Annotated in this window: 19 protein-coding genes; 7 read left to right on the top strand and 12 right to left on the bottom strand. The window is 35.5% G+C overall.

Annotated elements, in window-relative coordinates:
• Positions 1 to 94: 94 nt before the first annotated feature.
• From CQ022_RS12875 to ruvC, 4 genes are all read right to left on the bottom strand, one after another.
• Positions 95 to 787 carry a T9SS type A sorting domain-containing protein gene (locus CQ022_RS12875; protein ID WP_105681824.1) on the bottom strand — a complete coding sequence of 231 codons (693 nt, stop codon included), beginning with the start codon at positions 785 to 787 and terminating at the stop codon, positions 95 to 97.
• Positions 788 to 792: 5 nt separating this feature from the next.
• On the bottom strand, positions 793 to 1,386 hold the full coding sequence (locus CQ022_RS12870; RefSeq protein WP_105681749.1) for a phage tail protein: 594 nt from the start codon (positions 1,384 to 1,386) through the stop codon (positions 793 to 795).
• A gap of 173 nt (positions 1,387 to 1,559) precedes the next feature.
• Entirely contained in the window at positions 1,560 to 2,630 is a 1,071-nt protein-coding gene (locus CQ022_RS12865; protein WP_105681748.1) for a DUF4407 domain-containing protein, read from the bottom strand.
• 151 nt (positions 2,631 to 2,781) lie between these two features.
• The gene (ruvC, locus tag CQ022_RS12860; protein ID WP_105681747.1) at positions 2,782 to 3,336 is read right to left on the bottom strand and encodes a crossover junction endodeoxyribonuclease RuvC; all 555 of its coding nucleotides are present in this window, start codon (positions 3,334 to 3,336) and stop codon (positions 2,782 to 2,784) included.
• 102 nt (positions 3,337 to 3,438) lie between these two features.
• Between ruvC and CQ022_RS12855 the strand changes: the two genes are divergently transcribed.
• Together CQ022_RS12855 and CQ022_RS12850 are read left to right on the top strand one after the other, a co-directional pair.
• Positions 3,439 to 3,924 carry a hypothetical protein gene (locus tag CQ022_RS12855; protein WP_123864434.1) on the top strand — a complete coding sequence of 162 codons (486 nt, stop codon included), beginning with the start codon at positions 3,439 to 3,441 and terminating at the stop codon, positions 3,922 to 3,924.
• A gap of 2 nt (positions 3,925 to 3,926) precedes the next feature.
• Positions 3,927 to 5,285, top strand: coding sequence for a M64 family metallopeptidase (locus CQ022_RS12850; RefSeq protein ID WP_105681745.1), 1,359 nt, complete (start codon positions 3,927 to 3,929; stop codon positions 5,283 to 5,285).
• Positions 5,286 to 5,318: 33 nt separating this feature from the next.
• Here the strand turns inward: CQ022_RS12850 and CQ022_RS12845 are convergent, their stop codons facing one another.
• On the bottom strand, positions 5,319 to 5,843 hold the full coding sequence (locus CQ022_RS12845) for a 2'-5' RNA ligase family protein (protein ID WP_105681744.1): 525 nt from the start codon (positions 5,841 to 5,843) through the stop codon (positions 5,319 to 5,321).
• Between the two features lie 82 nt (positions 5,844 to 5,925).
• Here CQ022_RS12845 and CQ022_RS12840 point away from each other — a divergent pair, with 82 nt between their 5' ends.
• Both CQ022_RS12840 and CQ022_RS12835 read left to right on the top strand, forming a co-directional pair.
• A complete protein-coding gene (locus tag CQ022_RS12840) occupies positions 5,926 to 6,249 on the top strand; it encodes a PadR family transcriptional regulator (protein ID WP_105681743.1) in 324 nt (107 codons plus the stop codon).
• Positions 6,246 to 6,965 carry a hypothetical protein gene (locus CQ022_RS12835; RefSeq protein WP_105681742.1) on the top strand — a complete coding sequence of 240 codons (720 nt, stop codon included), beginning with the start codon at positions 6,246 to 6,248 and terminating at the stop codon, positions 6,963 to 6,965. Before CQ022_RS12840 ends, CQ022_RS12835 begins: the two co-directional genes overlap by 4 nt.
• Before the next feature lie 17 nt (positions 6,966 to 6,982).
• On the opposite strand, the gene CQ022_RS12830 is transcribed toward CQ022_RS12835, so the two are convergent.
• From CQ022_RS12830 to CQ022_RS12805, 6 genes are all read right to left on the bottom strand, one after another.
• The gene (locus CQ022_RS12830; RefSeq protein ID WP_105681741.1) at positions 6,983 to 8,095 is read right to left on the bottom strand and encodes a serine hydrolase domain-containing protein; all 1,113 of its coding nucleotides are present in this window, start codon (positions 8,093 to 8,095) and stop codon (positions 6,983 to 6,985) included.
• A gap of 215 nt (positions 8,096 to 8,310) precedes the next feature.
• Positions 8,311 to 9,021 (bottom strand): diphthine--ammonia ligase, encoded by a 711-nt coding sequence (locus tag CQ022_RS12825; RefSeq protein WP_105681740.1) that lies wholly within the window; start codon positions 9,019 to 9,021, stop codon positions 8,311 to 8,313.
• A gap of 102 nt (positions 9,022 to 9,123) precedes the next feature.
• Positions 9,124 to 10,368, bottom strand: a complete 1,245-nt coding sequence (locus CQ022_RS12820; protein ID WP_105681739.1) for a hypothetical protein — start codon at positions 10,366 to 10,368, stop codon at positions 9,124 to 9,126.
• An 80-nt stretch (positions 10,369 to 10,448) separates the two neighbouring features.
• Complete coding sequence (locus CQ022_RS12815; protein ID WP_105681738.1) at positions 10,449 to 13,796, bottom strand: methylmalonyl-CoA mutase family protein; 3,348 nt, start codon at positions 13,794 to 13,796, stop codon at positions 10,449 to 10,451.
• A 258-nt stretch (positions 13,797 to 14,054) separates the two neighbouring features.
• Positions 14,055 to 15,302: a hypothetical protein gene (locus CQ022_RS12810; protein WP_105681737.1), complete on the bottom strand. Its 1,248-nt coding sequence runs from the start codon at positions 15,300 to 15,302 to the stop codon at positions 14,055 to 14,057.
• Positions 15,299 to 15,697 (bottom strand): hypothetical protein, encoded by a 399-nt coding sequence (locus CQ022_RS12805; protein ID WP_123864433.1) that lies wholly within the window; start codon positions 15,695 to 15,697, stop codon positions 15,299 to 15,301. The genes CQ022_RS12810 and CQ022_RS12805 overlap by 4 nt, the downstream gene beginning before the upstream one ends.
• Before the next feature lie 299 nt (positions 15,698 to 15,996).
• On the opposite strand from CQ022_RS12805, the gene CQ022_RS12800 reads away from it, so the two are divergent.
• Positions 15,997 to 16,329, top strand: a complete 333-nt coding sequence (locus CQ022_RS12800) for a hypothetical protein (protein WP_105681735.1) — start codon at positions 15,997 to 15,999, stop codon at positions 16,327 to 16,329.
• Here the strand turns inward: CQ022_RS12800 and CQ022_RS12795 are convergent.
• Entirely contained in the window at positions 16,326 to 17,438 is a 1,113-nt protein-coding gene (locus CQ022_RS12795) for a DUF3667 domain-containing protein (protein WP_105681734.1), read from the bottom strand. The genes CQ022_RS12800 and CQ022_RS12795 overlap by 4 nt on opposite strands.
• A 349-nt stretch (positions 17,439 to 17,787) precedes the next feature.
• On the opposite strand from CQ022_RS12795, the gene rplM reads away from it, so the two are divergent.
• Together rplM and rpsI are read left to right on the top strand one after the other, a co-directional pair.
• Positions 17,788 to 18,243: a 50S ribosomal protein L13 gene (gene rplM, locus CQ022_RS12790; protein WP_105681733.1), complete on the top strand. Its 456-nt coding sequence runs from the start codon at positions 17,788 to 17,790 to the stop codon at positions 18,241 to 18,243.
• Between the two features lie 6 nt (positions 18,244 to 18,249).
• Positions 18,250 to 18,636: a 30S ribosomal protein S9 gene (rpsI, locus tag CQ022_RS12785; RefSeq protein ID WP_002976218.1), complete on the top strand. Its 387-nt coding sequence runs from the start codon at positions 18,250 to 18,252 to the stop codon at positions 18,634 to 18,636.
• Positions 18,637 to 18,732: the final 96 nt, after the last annotated feature.

Here is an 18,732-nt window from a genome sequence, read left to right as displayed (position 1 = left end):
CAATTCTAATCTGTTTGAATACTTCTTTGAAAAATTAAAGCTTCCGAAAATTTAGAAAGCTTTAATAATCAATTTCTTACAATAAAATAACCCGTTATTTTTTTATGAATTTAAAGTGATGGGTCTGAAAATTTCTGGTCGTTATTTTTAATATATAACCCCCTGGAATAAGTTGTGATACATCAATCTTTGAATCAAACATTTCTGATTTTACAAGACGACCGTCAATATTATAAATTTGGATGGACAACCCATCATCAATGCCGGAAATTCTTATAAAATCAGCCACAGGATTAGGAAAGATCTGAATTTTATTTTTCGAAAGATCCGAAGTTCCTAGTGTTGTGTTCTGTACATCCCCTGTCATGGTAGAATTTACCGCAGTAAGGTTTCCTCCACATTGACCGTTAGTCATTGCGGTATTTTCAACCCAGGTTCCAACACTATTACCAGGAGGAATCGGTAAGGAATTATTACCTGTTGAGTTATAATAAATCAGATAAGGAGTCGTAAAAGTTCCGTTTCCTTCATCACCAAGAAATTCCCATCTTGTAAGAGTGTTGTTCCATTGAATTTTAAATTCACAGGTACCCAATCCGCTACAATCTTGTGCGCCATCAATAGGAGTAGTCACATAGATGTTCTTGCTAAAGGCGTCTACTCCTGTTTTGTTAAAGACGTAAGTATTAGGCGGGCTGTCAAACAGATTTGGACATCCGCTGAAAGTTATTGTCTGCGTAAAAGCTGAGCTTCCCATAGCAAGACATAATAAGTAAAGAATTTTCATAACCATTAGTTTTGTGATGGAAAGACTCCTGCTAAGGCAATGATGCATTTCAGGGTAATAAAAGGAGGTCTGTTTTCATGAGGTTGATTTCCTCCGGTGTTTCCTACCATTGTGTTTTTCATCGTAGTATTAGCCGCTGCATCGGAATATTCTTTGTCAAGGACTTTGGTGTCTGCCGGAAGGCTGTTGGTAGGTGAGTTTTGATTCCCTTCCGCTGTTACTGCATTTATTGTGTGATTATGGGCTGGCATTTGTGTTATCAGTAATGTTACACTTTCAGCTCCGCCGGTTTCTCCCATAGTATAGTTCGTTGCCCCTCCCGGAGCTTGTCCGTTATGAACAAGTACCCTTCCTCTCATATCGGGTAAAGCAAATGTGGTGGTTCCATTCCCTCCATAAGTAGTTCCTAACAATGAAAAAAGTGCTTGATTTTGCGCGATGGGCAGAATCTGCCCATTACATTCTGCCCAGTATTTTGGTGCAAAATTATAAGGTACAAAGGCTATTTGCCCTAAAAATGGTTCTGATGCCTGAGCTTTTAGAGCAGGAGCAGATACACTGCATATCAGCAGCATACATGCAAAAAGTAAGTTTTTCATGATAATAAGGATTTTATGTAATATAAAATTAGAAAATATTTCGCATAAAATTCTTTATTAAAAGAAAAACCTTTCACAATTATGCAAAAGGTTAGATTTTATTTATTGAAAAATATATTATTATAGATTTTTTCTCTAATGTTTAAAGTCGGATAGAATATTGAGTTATCATTTTATTTTTTCAAATTATCTTTAAAATCATCGATTCTGAAATCAGTAAGAGCATTTCCTTTTTCAATTTTTTCTTTAGAATACAATCTGAAATCATTTTCTGTTTTTTCTAAAAGATAGTCATAGGGTCCTATATGAGAGATCAATTTTACCAGAACCGGAGAAATCTCAAGACAGATAAACAATCCCATGATAAAAGCTGCTGCAAGGCCAATGATTGCAGAATTCTTACCCAGTTCATCCAATGCCTGAAGTCTTGCTGCAAAGCCATTGAACTTATCTTCAAAAGTTTCTGTAGATTTTCTTTCAGTTTCCAGGTTGGTATATACCTTGGATATTTCTTTATCTAAATATTCCAGTCTTGGAGAAGCCTGCTTTTGGAAGTTTTCAAGATCCTGTTTACGTTGCTCTTTCAGTTCCTGTTTACGTTTTGCATTCGGCCCGTAACCCTCTTTTCCACTGGTGAGCCCAGATTGTTTTCCCAGAATTTCTTTTTCAAGTTCTACAGAAGCAGAGTCATATGCTTTCTGATATTGAGCGATTTTTCCTGAGATCTGTTGTTTTTCTGTCTCAAAAGGTCCGCTTTGCTGAAGAATCCTTCCGGTCATTTCTCCCTGGAGCTGTTTTTTGTTCCTTTGGATAATGGTATTCAGCTGTTTGTTGACTTCCTTTTCAAAAATTTTAAGTTCTAAAGGCTTAGAAATAATAATTCCTAGAAAGGTAGCAAGGATAAGACGAGGAATAGCCATCAGAACCTGATTCCACCATGTTCCCGTTTTTTTGATGGAAGAAACAATATAACGGTCAAGATTGAAAATCATCAACCCCCACAGAATTCCAAATCCTACTGATGCCCAAATGTTGTCGAATACCGTATACATGGCGTAGCCTGCAGACAAAGTGGCGAACACTGCAGTGAAAAGTACAATCCCTCCAATCCCGGAAAATTTATTCCATTCACTCGGAGTCTTTCTTAAAATATGGATGTTTCCGCCTGAACATACCATCAGAAATTTTTGGAACCAGTTTATTTTATGAGTCCCTTGATTTATAGTTTGTTGGTTTGTTTTCATAACTGAAAATTTATACAAAGGTAGTACTAAAAATCATACCAATGTAAAAGATAGTATTATGTTTTACCAAGTAACAATGTGGATTTGTATAAAAGACTGTTTTTAAGAAGGTTAAAATTCATTTTGAAAATTTTCAAAGAAAAGATAGAAATTACTTCAATCTATCCGGATTCTGCTTCAAAAAACTCTCCCAGCCGGAATACGATTTGGTATCCGCGATGGTTCCGGAATTAAAATGATGGCATACTGCAACGGCAAGACCATCGGAAGCATCTAAATATTTTGTAGGGAATTCTTTTAATTTAAGAAGGTTTTGAAGCATACCTGCTACCTGTTCCTTGCTGGCATTTCCGTTTCCGGTGATGGCCATCTTAATTTTTTTTGGAGAATATTCAGTAATAGGAATATTTCTGTAAAGGCTGGCAGCCATTGCAACTCCCTGAGCTCGTCCAAGCTTCAGCATACTTTGCACATTTTTTCCATAGAAAGGAGCCTCAAGAGCCACCTCATCAGGATGAAACTCGTCGATAAGAGAAAGCGTTCTTTCAAAAATATATTTAAGCTTAGTTTCGTGATTGGGATATTTTTTTAAGATCAGTTCATGAATAGAAACCATCTCCATTTTTCCTTTCTTTACGGAGATAATACCAAATCCCATTATCGCTGTTCCCGGGTCAATTCCTAAAATTATTTTCTCTGAAATCATTGCTTCAAAGATAGGAACTTTCTATGTTTTTTTAATGGAAAAAGTATTGACAATGATTTTAGTTTATGTTTAAAATTTTAATATCTTTAAATAAAAATGATCATGAAAAATGTATTTAACGTATTTGTTGTTCCTGTTTTTCTCTTTTTTGGTGTTCAGGAGAGAAATAATTTAGTTCATAATAAGCGTTCGGAAACTTTGACAACGAAGAGCGAACGGATTATTTATTTGTTTTTCAAGGCCGATAAAGATCAGTCTGGAAATGCAAAAATCACGCTCCAGAGTACTAAAATTGCAGAGGGCAGATTGAAACATATGCCTTCTTTTGAAAGAGATGATATTCGTAAAGGAGATCTTATTATCACATTGACTGCATCTGGTGGAAAAGAAGTTGGAAAACAGCTTGTGAAAGACCCATTTAATCCTGAACTGGAAGTGTATGAAAAAGAAGGAATTTCCAGACATCAGGCTTCCCTTCAAAATACGGAATTCAGTACCCGTTTTTCTTATTCTGAAAATGTTCAGTCAGTAAAAATTGAAAAAGCAACAGATGATGGTGTTCAAGTATTATTAACGCAAAAACTATAATTATGAAAAAAACTTTATTATCCCTTTTAATAGGAAGCAGTTGTTTTGCGCAGACATTCGAGACCGTTCCTCTTTTACAGAACGGAGACAATAGTAAGAGGGTTGTGATAGCTGTTCTAGGAGACGGATTTACCTCTGCACAGCAAACTGCTTTTACGACATCAGCCCAGAATACAATCAATTATCTTTTCACAAAAAGTCCTTATACAGAATATAAGAATTACTTTAATGCTTATGCTGTAAAAGTAATTTCAACAGAGTCGGGAGTAAAGCATCCTGGGACTGCAACGGATGTTACTGAGCCTGTAATCCCTGTAACCAATCCTAATAATTATCTGGGTTCTACTTTCGATGTAGGCGTTCACAGATGTATATACAGTAATACTACCAATAAAGTAGGACAGGTGCTGGCAGCGAATATTCCTGATTATGATATCACCTATGTACTGGGTAATTCTACAGAATATGGAGGCTGCGGTGGAACCTATGCCTTTGCTTCATTAAATGGTTCTTCCAATGAAATCGTAGTACATGAGTTAGGCCATTCTTTTGGGAAATTAGCCGATGAATACTGGTTCTCAGGTTCACTTGAATCTCCAAACAAAACCCAAAATTCCAATCCTGCAACAATCAAGTGGAAAAACTGGGTAGGATTGAATGGAGTAGGAGTATATGCTCATGCTGAAAGCCCAACCTGGTTCAGACCACACCAGAGTTGTGAAATGAGATATCTTAATCAACAATTCTGTTCTGTATGTAAGGAGGCAATTATTGAGAGAATTCATAGTTTAGTTTCTCCTGTAGATTCATATACTCCTGCCAATAATACTTCAGTGGATGCTACATCTAATGTTACTTTCACAGTCAATGAAATTCTTCCTATTCCCAATACACTGGTTAATTCCTGGAGTCTGAACGGAACCGCTTTGGGGGCAACAGGAAATAGTGTTACGATTACTCCGGCACAACTCAATAATGGAAATAATACGTTGACATTTTCAGTAGTAGATAACAATCCACTCCTGAAAGTGGATAATCACAGTACGCTTCATGTTACCAATGTTTCCTGGACTCTGAGTAAATCCACGCTTAAACTTTCAGAAGTAAAAGCTGAAGAGCGTCGTTTCAGTATTTATCCTAATCCGACAAATGGAGAATTTTTCATTAAAGGGAAACAGGAGTTTTCAAAGAATATAAATGTAGAAGTATATGATGCTTCCGGAAAACTTATTCCATCCAGATTTGAACTGAATGATTCTGCTATAAAGGTTGATATTAAAAACTATCCGGCAGGTACTTACCTGTTGAATGTAAAAGAAAATAAAAATCTGATTATTTCTCAGAAAATCATTAAAGAATAAATTGAACAAAAACCGGCTCCAGCAGCCGGTTTTTTATTTTTCCAGTTTTTTCTCTGCTATAGGTACCCATTGTCCATCATGGCGAAGAAGTAATATTTTATCAACTAAGAATTTAGTTTTGTATTCCTTGGTTTCATATTTTTCCCAGGCTTTAAGATAATTTTCCCAGGTCAGATCCCTGAATCCCACCGTCATATGCGGGTGAAAAGAATATTGAATAAAATTAAAGCATTCCTTTACTTTATGATAAAGCGCTGTTAACTGATCATTTTCTTTAGGTTGAATATAGAGTACAGGATTTTTAGGATTAGGAAAGCTTCCAAAGCCGTCCAGTTCTACTTCAAAAGGAGTGATTTCTGTATTGATCTTCTGAAAAGCACTATGAATATCGTCCTCCAGTTCAATTTCTCTTGAAAAGGGAGGAAATAGGGTAATGTGGGCTTCATTTTTCAAAGCCTTGGAGTTGGCATAATTCGTTGCCATATCCTCTTTAAAGATTTTTATTTCTTCAATAATCTCCTGAGGAGGGTAAACAGCGATGAAGTACATTTTTTTCATATAGCAATTTAAAAAGTTTTTATATTAAATTTATATACATAAGAAAATTATGCATAAGTTTGCAATGTATATAAGCCCTACTATGAAAAAGAATAGTCTTTATAAAGGTACTCTTCAGAATATTATTTTGAAGCTTCTTTCAAAGGAAGTTAAAATGTATGGGTATCAAATCACCCAAAGAGCGAAAGAACTTACTCAGGGTGAACTTGAAATGACGGAAGGCGCACTTTATCCATTGCTGCACAAATTAGAAAATGATGGAATGATCACTTCCGAAATTCAGAAGATTAATGGAAGAGACCGGAAATATTACCTGCTGACTGAAAAAGGTACAAAACAACAGACAGAACAGGAAACTGAGATGAAAAGCTATTTACTCAACCTACAGACAATATTCAATGTATGATCACCGAAGTACAGGAAAATAAAATTACAGATTATCTGGTAGCTCAGGAGCTTTCTTTAGATATTTTGGTAGAGATCAGAGATCATATGATGAGTCAGATTTCAGATATTCAGTTCAATGAAAATATCAGTTTTGAAGAAGCTTTTCTAAAAGTGAAAGAATCCTGGAACGGAGAGTTTACAATGGTTAATTACCTGCTGTTTTATCCCACTAAAATTCCTTTCATTGCTAAAAGAATTATCCAGGAGAAATATAGTGGCCTTTTCAAAAAATCTTTGATGGTAGGGGCTCTGGCTTTTGCTGTTAATCTATTGCTGATTTTTATGGCAGCAAATCAAGAGGTATATAAAATACTTTTCAGACTTCTTAATGGATCATTTGTCTTGACAACACTATTGATATGGATTTTTAATTATAAAATCTGGAAATATATAAAGGCTGATTTTAAATACAGAGGGAAATGCCTTTACACAATGTATCAGCAGAATCTGGGATTAATGGTTATTGGTGCCAGTTCCATGACACAAGTGACATTGAAAAGCGGGGATTATGCCTATCAGTTTTTCAGACAACAAAACTATACGGATGTTGTTGGGGTTCTGATGACTTTAATTCTTCCTTTTGTATTACAGGTAGCCCTTTCTTTTGCCGTCTTCAATTTTCTTGAACATAAAAAGAATTTAATAAAAATGCAGGAATTCCTGAAGCCGGCATAGATGAATTATCATGAAAATTAATGTTTTACTCTAAGCTGTGTAAGCGTGTTTTCAAGGTGATCTGTGATCTTTTTTACTTCAATATGAGGCCTGAAGATTACTCCTTTTCCTCTTTCTTCGTCTGCAATATTAGACAGAATAATCACAGAAGTTTTGGTGTCCGGATAATAGATATTTAATGAAGGGGAACCTTTTACATAACCGCTGTGGAAATAAGAATTGGGCTGGCCGATATTAAGCATAATTCCGTATGCGTAACCCATTTTTCCAAAGATAGCATGACGTCTTTCCGCACTTTTAGCCATAAAGAGTTTCAGGGTTTCCGGTTTTAAAATTTTTCCACCATACAATGCATTGTTCCATGAATGAAGATCCTGAATGGTAGACAATATTCCACCGGCAGGTGTTCCGATTTCTTGTCCACCTAATCTTTTCGGCATATTGGGAACTTCAGAGAACTTAGCAGGTGTTCCAAGATAAGCACTGGCAAAATGAGTTCCTTTAAAAATATCTCCGGTAGATGAATGTCTCATTCCCGCTTTTTTAAAGAGTTCCTGAACATTTTCATGATATGATTTTCCGGAAACTTTTTCTACAATCTTTCCAAGGGTATTGAATCCGTCATTAGAGTAGAAAAAATCTGAACCACTCTTAAACATCAGCTTCCCACCCATTAGATTCAGTCCTGAAGTATGATTTAACAACTGGTGAATCGTAATGTTTTCATATTCTCTGATCTGAAATTCTTTCAGGTATTTTGATGCTTTATCAGTCACATTAAGTTTTCCCTGTTCCATCTGAAGTAAGACTAAAACAGCGGTGAATTGCTTACTTACAGATCCTATTGCAAAAATGGTATTGCTGTCAATCTTAGTTTTTCTTTTAAAATCTGAATATCCGTTTTCTCTTCTGTAAAGAGGAAGGGAATCTTTAAAAACGGCAATACTTCCATTGAAATGATACTTCTTGAAAGCGGAATCAATCTGTTGTTCTAAAAGGGTCTTCTGAAAAGCAGCAATGGTAGAATCAACAATTGCTTTTTTATCAACAGGGGCAGCTTTTGGAACCTCAGTTGTTGTACAGGAAAATAAAAAGCAGAATAGGATTAGGAATACTAAATTTTTGATCACAGGTGTTGTATTTTTTTAATGATGATTGATATTCTTAAAGATACTAAAATATCCAAAAGAGTAGTATGGGAAGCAAATTGCGTGCTAAGATGAGGTATTGGAGCAATTTAATGTGGATTTAATCAACCTTTGTGAAATAGTGCAGTCATATGAATGAAATGCCCTTGAATAAAATACTATATTGAAAATAAGCCTGTGAAAGAATATTCACAGGCTTATTTTACTACCAGATCACTGAACCAGAAAACATATTCCTCATCTTCTTCTTCAGGAGTTGTTTTAGGTTTAGGGTAAGTCTTTTTGACTGTTTCCCCGATTTCAAAATGAACCGGATTTTTGAAAATTTGACCATCAAAAGTAAAGGTATGAAACTCTCCGTTTTCTCCGCATGGATCTACATTTTGAGGAAGATCATCAATGAATTTCTGATCAATAATTCGTCCTGCGAAACTTTTGTCGAGGTAAGACCCGTTAACGCAGGTAACAATAGTTTTAAAACCAAGCTCTAAAAATTCATGGATGAGGTGGGATGTATTTTGTTTCCATAGGGGAAATACGGCTTTCATGCCAATAGCGTTTAATTGTTCTTCTCTGTATTTTCGCAGATCTTCCAGGAAGATATCACCAAAAATTGAATGAGTGATTCCCTGAGCCTTAATTTCAGCCATTGTTTTACTCATAATTTGCTGGTATTCTTCCATGGATGGCTCTTTGGGAAGTTCCATTGTAAGTAATGGGATTCCCAGACTTTCTGCCTGCTTTTCTAAAAGGGAAACGTGAACTCCATGCATGGAAATCCTCTGAAACTCCTGATTGATACTGGTCAACAGAGTTGTGACTTCATATTGATCCTCTTGTAATATTTTATAAAGAGCGAGGGCAGAATCTTTTCCGCTGCTCCAGTTGAATAAAGCTTGTGGTTTCATTGTAAAATAAAAATCTCCCAAAAATAAGGAGATTCAGGTGATTAATTTTTGTATTTGACGAATTGATCTGAAATAAAGTTCAAAGTTGTATGGTTCAGAACTTTACTGTTTTGTATTTTTGATCTGTTCGTAAAATTTGCTCTTGGCAAGAACTTCTTTTTTTAAGTATTCGCTGGCCACTGTATCAATAAGTTTAGCACTATGCGGTTCTTCAAAACCGGAATAACTGATTTCCCTTATGTATTTGGAGTACGAGTCAAATGATTCATCATCTTTTTTTCCATATTGTGGAAGATAGATATGTTTCTGAACTAATAGCTCAGTCCAGTTCATATATTCATCAAATTGATAAGTGTTTTTTGTAAAAACATTATCTTCCTCTTTGCGTATTTCTTTATCATAGATAATATTCCCAGAATCATCATATGAAAGTAGATTGTGGGTCTTTTTTTCTTCTTTCATAGAACCTTTTAGACCTTTGCTGTAAATTGTTATCTTTTCTGCCTGATTTTTTGAAGAAAAGGTTGTTTTCTCTGTGTATAAAGATTTCCCTGGCTCAGAATCTAAAGAAGTATAAATAAGATCTCCATTATCATTATATTCAAAAATTTCTCTTTCATAATTATCTCCTACGAAATTATGGGTTTCTTTTTTTGTTACTTTTTCTGGAAACTTTGGGTGGTCATAACGATAGATTCTTTCGTATTTTAATTCTGCTCTATTGGGAATACGCAAGGATCTTTCTTCTTTAATCATCCTTTGTTGTTTGTCAAAAGTGAGTTTCCTTTTTTCAATATGTAATCCTGTATGTTTCTCAATGGTATAGGTTTGAACAATTGTATTGCCGTTTTCAATATAATAATGATATTCCGTATAACTTCTAAAATCCAGATTTCCATCTTCCTTGTTATAATCATGCAGACTGATGAGATTTCCAACAGTATCATAGGTATATTCTCTTATATTGTCATATTCCTCATGGTGATCAATGATATGAGAAATAAGCGCTTTTTCATTGTAAATGATTATTGAATGGTCTCCATCGGAATGCTGCTGTATACTGTTTAGTTTCCCTGATTTGTTAAAATGTATTTCTGCCAGTAGCTTTTTTGCATCCTGAGGATTCTTTTCCATCAGATATTCTTCATAGATCTTTGCAGAACCAACAGGATGGGTAATGCTGAATCCTGTTTCAGGATACGAAAGTGCGTAAAAGGTAGTAAGCAAAAAATTTTGATCCAAGCTGTTTTCCACCTTTTCAGGAGGAAAATAATTGATATTGTTTTTGTTCTGGCTAAAGGATATTGTAAAAGTGAAAATTAAAGTAAGGAGTATTGTCTTGGTCATTTAGCTTTATTTAAAGTTAAAAATACAAAACCTCAAAGAAATCCTTTGAGGTTTTGTATAAAAATATTTGCTGTATAAACTTACATATTTCTTCTGTATTTACCACCCACTTCAAATAAAGCATTGGTGATCTGTCCCAGAGAACAGTATTTTACGGCATCCATCATCACTTCAAATAAGTTTTGCTGGTTAATAGCTGCATGCTGAAGTTCTCTTAAAGCTTCCTCAGACTTATTTTCATTGGCCTGTTGGAAGTTATGAAGAGATTCAATCTGTGCCTGTTTTTCCTCTTCCGTAGAACGGATAACTTCTCCTGGTAAAACGGTTGGTGAACCATCTTTTCCTAAGAAAGTATTCACTCCAATAATCGGATATTCACCTGTATGTTTCAGCCATTCGTAATGCATAGATTCTTCCTGGATTTTTGAACGCTGGTACATGGTTTCCATCGCTCCAAGAACACCACCTCTTTCCGTGATTCTGTCGAATTCAGTATAAACAGCTTCTTCTACAAGATCCGTTAATTCTTCAATGATGAATGATCCCTGAAGCGGATTCTCGTTTTTAGCCAATCCTAATTCTTTATTGATGATCAGCTGGATAGCCATTGCTCTTCTTACAGATTGCTCAGTAGGCGTTGTAATTGCTTCGTCATACGCATTGGTGTGAAGTGAATTACAGTTGTCATAGATTGCGTAAAGCGCCTGAAGAGTTGTTCTGATATCATTGAAATCAATTTCCTGAGCGTGGAGAGAACGTCCTGAAGTCTGGATGTGGTATTTCAGCATCTGGCTTCTTTCGTCAGCTCCGTATTTCAATTTCATGGCTTTTGCCCAGATTCTTCTTGCCACACGCCCGATTACTGAATATTCAGGGTCGATACCATTGGAGAAGAAGAAAGATAAGTTCGGTGCAAAGTCATTGATGTCCATTCCACGGCTTAAGTAATATTCCACATAAGTGAAACCATTTGCCAGTGTGAATGCCAATTGGGAAACCGGATTAGCTCCTGCTTCAGCAATATGATATCCTGAAATGGAAACAGAGTAGAAGTTTCTTACTTTTTCTCTGATGAAATATTCCTGAACATCACCCATCAGTCTCAATGCAAATTCTGTAGAGAAAATACATGTATTCTGAGCCTGGTCTTCTTTTAAGATGTCAGCCTGAACAGTACCACGAACAGTAGCAATCGTTTTAGCTTTGATTTCCGCATATACCTCTGCAGGAATTACTTCATCACCTGTTAATCCTAAAAGCTGTAGCCCTAAACCATTGTTGGATGGAGGAAGTTCCCCATTATATTTTGGTCTTTCTAAACCTTTGTTGTCAAATTTCTCCTTCAGTTTAGCTTCTACTTTAGCCTCTAAACCATTTTCTTTGATATATTTTTCAACATTCTGGTCGATGGCAGCATTCATAAAGAAAGCCAACAGCATCGGTGCAGGACCGTTGATAGTCATTGAAACTGAAGTTAAAGCATTCACAAGATCAAATCCTGAATATAGCTTTTTAGCATCATCCAGCGTAGCAATAGAAACTCCTGCATTTCCAATTTTACCATAAATATCTGGTGGTAAAGCAGGATCCTGACCGTATAATGTTACGGAGTCAAATGCTGTAGATAAACGTTTTGCAGGCATTTCTGCAGAAACATAGTGAAATCTTCTGTTGGTTCTTTCAGGGCCTCCTTCTCCTGCAAACATCCTTGTAGGATCTTCACCGGTTCTTTTAAACGGATAAATACCCGCTGTATAAGGGAAACTTCCCGGAAGATTTTCCTGTCCTTTCCATTGGATCAGATCTCCCCAGTCATTGTACTTTGGTAATGCAATTTTTGGAATTCTTAAGTGAGATAAAGATTCTGTGGAAGTTTCAACTTTAATTTCTTTTCCTCTTACATAATAAGAATAAAACTCTGCATGGAAAGCTTTTTTCGTGTCATCCCATGTTTTCAGGAAATCAATATTATCCTGTTGAAGTTCTTTTTCAGCCTTTTGATATTCAGCTTCTAAAACTTCATTGGAAATGATATTTTTTACGCCTTCAATATGATACATTTTTCTGGCCAGTTCAGCCTGCTTTTCAATATTGATATCGTATTGCTTATTATTTTCAACAATTTCAGAAAGGTAACGAACTCTTTTCGGAGGGATAATGGTTACTTCTTCTGTAATTTCCTGTTCTACAAAAGTCTTTAGGTTTAATTCGGAGAATTTATCATTTACTTTTGAAACAAGTCTGTTGTATAATTCAGTGGTTCCATGATCATTAAACTGAGATGCTTTCGTTGCATACACAGGCATATCATCTAATGGGCTTTCCCATAATAAATGGTTTCTCTGGAACTGTTTTCTTACCGCCTGAAGAGCATCCAATGCACCACGTTTGTCAGATTTATTTAATGCCACAAGATCTGCGTAATCTAGCATGTCAATTTTTTCCAACTGTGTAGAAGCTCCATATTCAGGAGTCATTACGTACATAGAAACGTCTGCAAAATCTGAAACTTCTGAACCAGACTGTCCAATTCCTGAAGTTTCAAGGATAATTACGTCCGGATGAGCCAGTTTCAGTACATTCAATGCAGAATGAATAAACGGCGAAACAGAAACGTTGTTTTCTCTGGTTGCCATAGAACGCATATAAACTCTAGGATCATTAATCGCGTTCATACGGATTCTGTCTCCCAATAAAGCACCTCCGGTTTTCTTTTTCGAAGGGTCAATGGAAATAATGGCGATTTTTTTATCCGTATTTGAACGTAAGAAACGTCTTACCAATTCGTCTGTTAAAGAAGATTTACCAGCTCCTCCTGTACCTGTAATACCAATAATTGGAATTGTTAAATCTTTAGATTTTTCGTCAATAGCTTTTACAAGCTCAGGTTTTTCTTCTGAAAAGTTTTCAACGGCTGAGATGATTTGTGCAATGCTGGACGGGTTTTCAAAACTGATATCGTCAAGATCTTTAGCCGTAACATCTTTTCCTGTTGCAAAATCCGATCTGTGTACCAAATCATCAATCATTCCCTGAAGCCCCAGTTCGCGGCCGTCATCCGGAGAATAAATTCTATCGATTCCGTAAGACATAAGGTCTTTGATTTCTTCCGGAAGGATTACCCCGCCACCGCCACCAAAAATTTTGATCTGCGGTGAGTTTTTTTCTCTCAAAAGGTCATAGATATATTTGAAATATTCGTTGTGACCTCCCTGATATGAAGTTAATGCAATAGCATTCGCATCTTCCTGGATCGCTGTATTTACAACTTCCTCTGCCGATTTATCGTGTCCTAAATGGATCACTTCGCATCCTGTTCCCTGAATAACACGACGCATAATATTGATCGCAGCATCATGCCCATCAAATAATGAGGCAGCAGTTACGATTCTTACCTTGTTGGTTGGAGTATATTTTTGGGTTTCCATAAAAATTCTAGAAAGTTTCTAAGTTCTCAAATATAGTAATAAAATGAAAACCCTGAATGGTGTATTAGTGTTTTGATTTACAGTGTTTTATGATAATTATTCTTTTGGACTGATAGACTTTGTTGGAGGTCAGGTCTGTATTTTACAGATTATTACGCTATTCTGTAAAAATGTAAATGTCAGCAGATCAAAATCTGCTGACATTTTTTTATTGTTTTACACTGAAGTTTGGTTTTTATTTCAGTAAAGCGTTCTGTTTTATTTTTTTTCTGAAAAAAGTGTTTTTCTCTTGCTGTCCAGTCCCCAGTTTAATCCTAGAAATGAAATGAGGTTGTTCTTATCCCCGTAATTTTTCCCAAATGCAGCATTGATGTACACACTGTCAGACACTTTATAGTTGATGATTCCATTGGAACGGAAGGTGTTGTCCAAATCACTGCTTCTGTAAATGAATTCATAGCCAATAGAGAATTTATTGTATACGAGTTCTATTTTTCCACCCAAATCATAATTGTTGGTTTGGCTGAATCCGTTAGCAACATCATAAACTGTTTTATCCTGCATATATCTGGCAACCGCATAGAAATTCAATCTTTTTTCAATTTTTGAAGCGTCTGTGGCAGAGGTTTCTTTAATGGTTACTTTTGATTTATCATTATTTTGACCTTCATCTTTCTTAGGATCTCTTGTTCTTTCAAGGTTGATTCCGGAACTCATGGTCATCCAGAATCCCAATTTCCCAAATTGATTATTTTTGAACTGGTTATCTAAAAAGAAAGTACTGTAGGCTGAGGCCACATCTAATTGAAAAGCAGGTTTTTCGTCAAGGTATTTTTTATATTTTTCAGTTTCGGTTTTGTAATAATCTGTGGCAAACTCATCTAATGCTTTTGCAAGTTTTTCTTGTATTTCATTTGGTTTGGCATTGGATGTGATTATGCTATTGTATTTTTCTGACTTTTCAAATTCCCTTTGGATATCGGTTAATTCCTTTGAAATATTCGTGTTTGAGGCTGTGATAGCGTCTATATTTTTTTTATTCCTTACTTTAAATAGGGTGGTTCGTAAAGAAAAAGATACCGAAGGATTTTCCGTGTCGAGGTCTTCAATTTTATAATTTCTCAGAAAGGCAAACGAGACAGAAACGTTTTTTGCTTCACTGAAAATGTTATTCTTATACTCATAGGTATTATCTGATTTTTTAATGCTTTTAATGCCGGCATACTTCAATGCATCCATCTCCGTGAGAGGAAATAAATGAGTAGGGGTAAGTTCTACTGCATAGGCATTGGGAAGACCTTCATTTTCACTGAATGAATTGACAATACTGGTCATGAAAGCCTTTTTTGATTTTGGGGTTTCCAAATCAGAACTTGCTAAACCAAGAAGCATCACACTGGGTGCATTGGAAAGCTCCAGTTTGTTTAACTCTGCACTAATTTCTTTGTTTTGAGAAAATAGTAGGGTAGATCCAGCGGTCAGAGCTGCTAATAATATCTTTTTCATAGCTCAATTTTTATGTATTTATAAACCCCATAGATAAATCTGTCAGCCAAATCTTCAGTCGTTTTACCTTCGAAAGGATTAAAATGAAAGTTCTTGCCGGGAATTTGAGGGAATTCAAATTTTATTCTGCAGGTATTGATTAGAATCTGCAGATGGTTCACCTGCATATTGATATTAAAAGAGGTCGCGAAAAGTAAATTATCAGAGGTTAAAGCTGCTTTTGGAATGGTAAAAGAAAATTTACCGTCACTTGAATTGTTGTCATCGATCCTCATTCCATTGATGATAAAATGGGGATCTCCAAATTGTGTATTGGCACTGATTATGACATTTACTTCAATATTACTTTCTTGAAAGTCAGTAATTTTTACTGTTTTTTGGGAAATCTTTTTCATGTCTATTAATTTTGGTTTGTGTATTTTTTTCTTCAAAATCAGGTCTCTCATGTTGGATGTCTGTAAAACGGTATGAGGGAATTCCAGCTTTTGATTTTATTTCAAATTTATCATTTGCGGTGTTTGTTGTCAATTACCTTTTTAGGTGATATTGCATTGTTTCAGTGATACTGTCTGGATTTTTCCGAAACCCAATCTTTATCCACTCATGAAAAGCAACCTTTAATTCAATAATTAAATCTTTGTAAGGATTCTGCACCCAATTAAATTCTCTATTTTTGCAGAATATTTTTACAGACATGCAAAAAGCTCTGATGTATTTCGCTTTAGGAACTGTAGTAAGCTTCCTGATTAATTATTTCTTTTTAAGTTCACAAAATATCGGACTGGATATTTACTATGCCTTTGCCTTTGGTTCTGCCTGGGGAATTGCTTATTATCTGGATACTCCCAATTTTACACTGCCTAAAAAAATGGGTCTTTCATTTGTAGCCATGGCCATTCTGGTTCTTATTGGGGCTTTGATTTTTAAACTTGAACTGGCAATTCCATCAATCTTAAAATTTTCAACAGTTTTTGTTGCCTATTACTTATTTGCAAGCTTCAGAGGAAACAAATCCCTTAGAAATTAGTGAAGCATAATAAAACTGAGATACATCAGTATCATAAACATCAGAATCAATCCGATATAATTTATAATAAATAATAAAGAGCCTTTCAGAATACTTATTCTTTTTTTTGTTTCATACACCCTGTGATGGGCGACAAAAAAATAGATTGTCATATAGAGACCTAGTCCCATACAGGCTAGAATATATAATAAGGTAAGTAAATTGTTGCCCGGCAGAAAGCTTGTAATCCTTTCACCTACTATAAATATAAGTATTGCTAATAAAAGGAATGAAAAATAGTGAAGGGTAAAAATTCCATGGTCAAAGTACCACCATTTCTTCTTATTATGGAACAGCCATAAAAAGAATGCAAATATGGGCAGATAAACGAAGAGTGCTTTGGGAATGGTATGAATGAAGTTCTCTTTATATTTTTCCCAGATCTGATGCTTGCTATATCCTTCTTCCTTTAATGAAAACGCTTTTTTTGCCAGAGGTCTCATTAATGAATAGATCCCTGTTTTATCCTTTGCGAGTATAGAATCATACTGTTTTATGGTATCAGCATTCATAATGGATGCATCTTTAGCATCAAATGTATTGTCAAAAATTTCAGTCTTTTCTTGAGTGGCTTTAATTTTTGTCGTATCCAACGCCTTTAAAGTATCCAATGCTTTTTGGGTGGTTGTTGCTGCTTCGTGTGACAGAACACCTTCTTTTTGTAAATCTTTTACAATGTCTTTTGAAATTTCTTTCGGATTTTTTGCTTTTGTTTCCTTTTTAATGTGGCTGGGCTTTTCGGCTTCTTCTTTGGCGTGAGGCAAAATATTGGGGAGGAAAAATGTAAGGAAACTTATAAATATATACAGTTTTACAGGAGCCACATACAATTGTCTTTTACCAGCCAGATATTCTTTGGTAAGTAATCCGGGGCGGGTAAATAAATACTGTATAGTTCTCCAGAACTGTCCGTCATAATGGGTGAAATCCTCAATGAAATGAGTAAAGAGAAAATGAAAAGGTTGTCGGCTTTCAATATTTTCCTGTCCACAGTGTGGGCAGAACCTTTCTTCAACCTGTTGCCCGCAGTTCAGGCAGGTCTTATCTTCTCTTAGTTTTCCGTGGCTCATGGATTATGGAATATGATTAACGCAAATATAATTATTTCAATGAAATTATAATTATATTAACATTTTTTACGGAAATCTTTAAAGTAAATTTAATAAAAGAAAGAGTCGAGGGAATAAACTCTTTGCTGTTTCATTGGTGTTTTTAGAATCTTCGAAGTGTTTTTTTCATCGGCTCATGAGTTCGCAAGATTTATGCCAAAATTGTAATTAGTGTTAAAATCTATTGATACAGGGCCGTACAACCAAGATTATATAGATTAAATAAAATATGTTTTTGGGTTACGAAAATAATTTGTACCTTTGCACACCCTTTTAGGGGTAAATTATGTTTAATCTTTAACTAAAACGTGTGAATACATTAAGTTACAAAACTGTTTCAGCGAACAAAGCTACTGCTAATAAAGAATGGGTTGTGGTAGACGCTGAAGGACAGCCGTTAGGTAGATTAGCTTCTACGGTTGCAAAGATTTTGAGAGGTAAGCACAAAACGAACTACACACCTCACGTAGATTGTGGTGATAACGTAATCGTTTTGAATGCTGGGAAAATAACACTTTCCGGAAACAAGTGGGCTGATAAGACTTATATCTGGCATACAGGATATCCTGGTGGACAGAAGTCTATGACTGCGGCTGAACTTCAAAAGAAAGATTCTTTAAAGGTATTAGAGAAATCTGTAAAAGGTATGTTACCTAAAAACAGATTAGGATCTGCTATCCTTAAGAACCTTTATTTATATGAAGGAACTGAGCACAAACATGAAGCTCAACAGCCAAAAACAATTAATGTTAACGAATTTAAATAATTAATTATGTCTATAGTTCACAAAATCGGAAGAAGAAAAACTTCTGTAGCGAGAGTTTATGTAAAACCAGGTTCTGGTGTTATTACAGTAAACGGTAAAGATGCTAAAGAATATTTCTCTACAGACGTGATGGTTTACAAATTAAACCAACCGTTTATCCTTTCTGAGACTGTTGGTCAGTATGACGTTACCGTGAACGTATTCGGTGGTGGTAATACAGGTCAGGCAGAAGCTATCAGATTAGGTATTTCAAGAGCTTTATGCGAAATCAACGCTGAGTTCAGGTTAGCATTGAAGCCAGCTGGTTTACTTACAAGAGACGCAAGAATGGTGGAAAGAAAGAAGCCAGGTCAGAAAAAAGCAAGAAAGAGATTCCAATTCTCAAAACGTTAAGATTTCTCGTTGGCAGATGGCTATTGGCTATTGGCTACAGAAATGTATTAAATTTTTTTTAAACTTAATCTCGGCGAAAAGCCAATTGCCAAAAGC

The organism is Chryseobacterium culicis, assembly GCF_002979755.1.
GTDB classification, from domain to species: domain Bacteria; phylum Bacteroidota; class Bacteroidia; order Flavobacteriales; family Weeksellaceae; genus Chryseobacterium; species Chryseobacterium culicis_A.
This window is presented reverse-complemented; position numbering and strand designations above follow the sequence as displayed.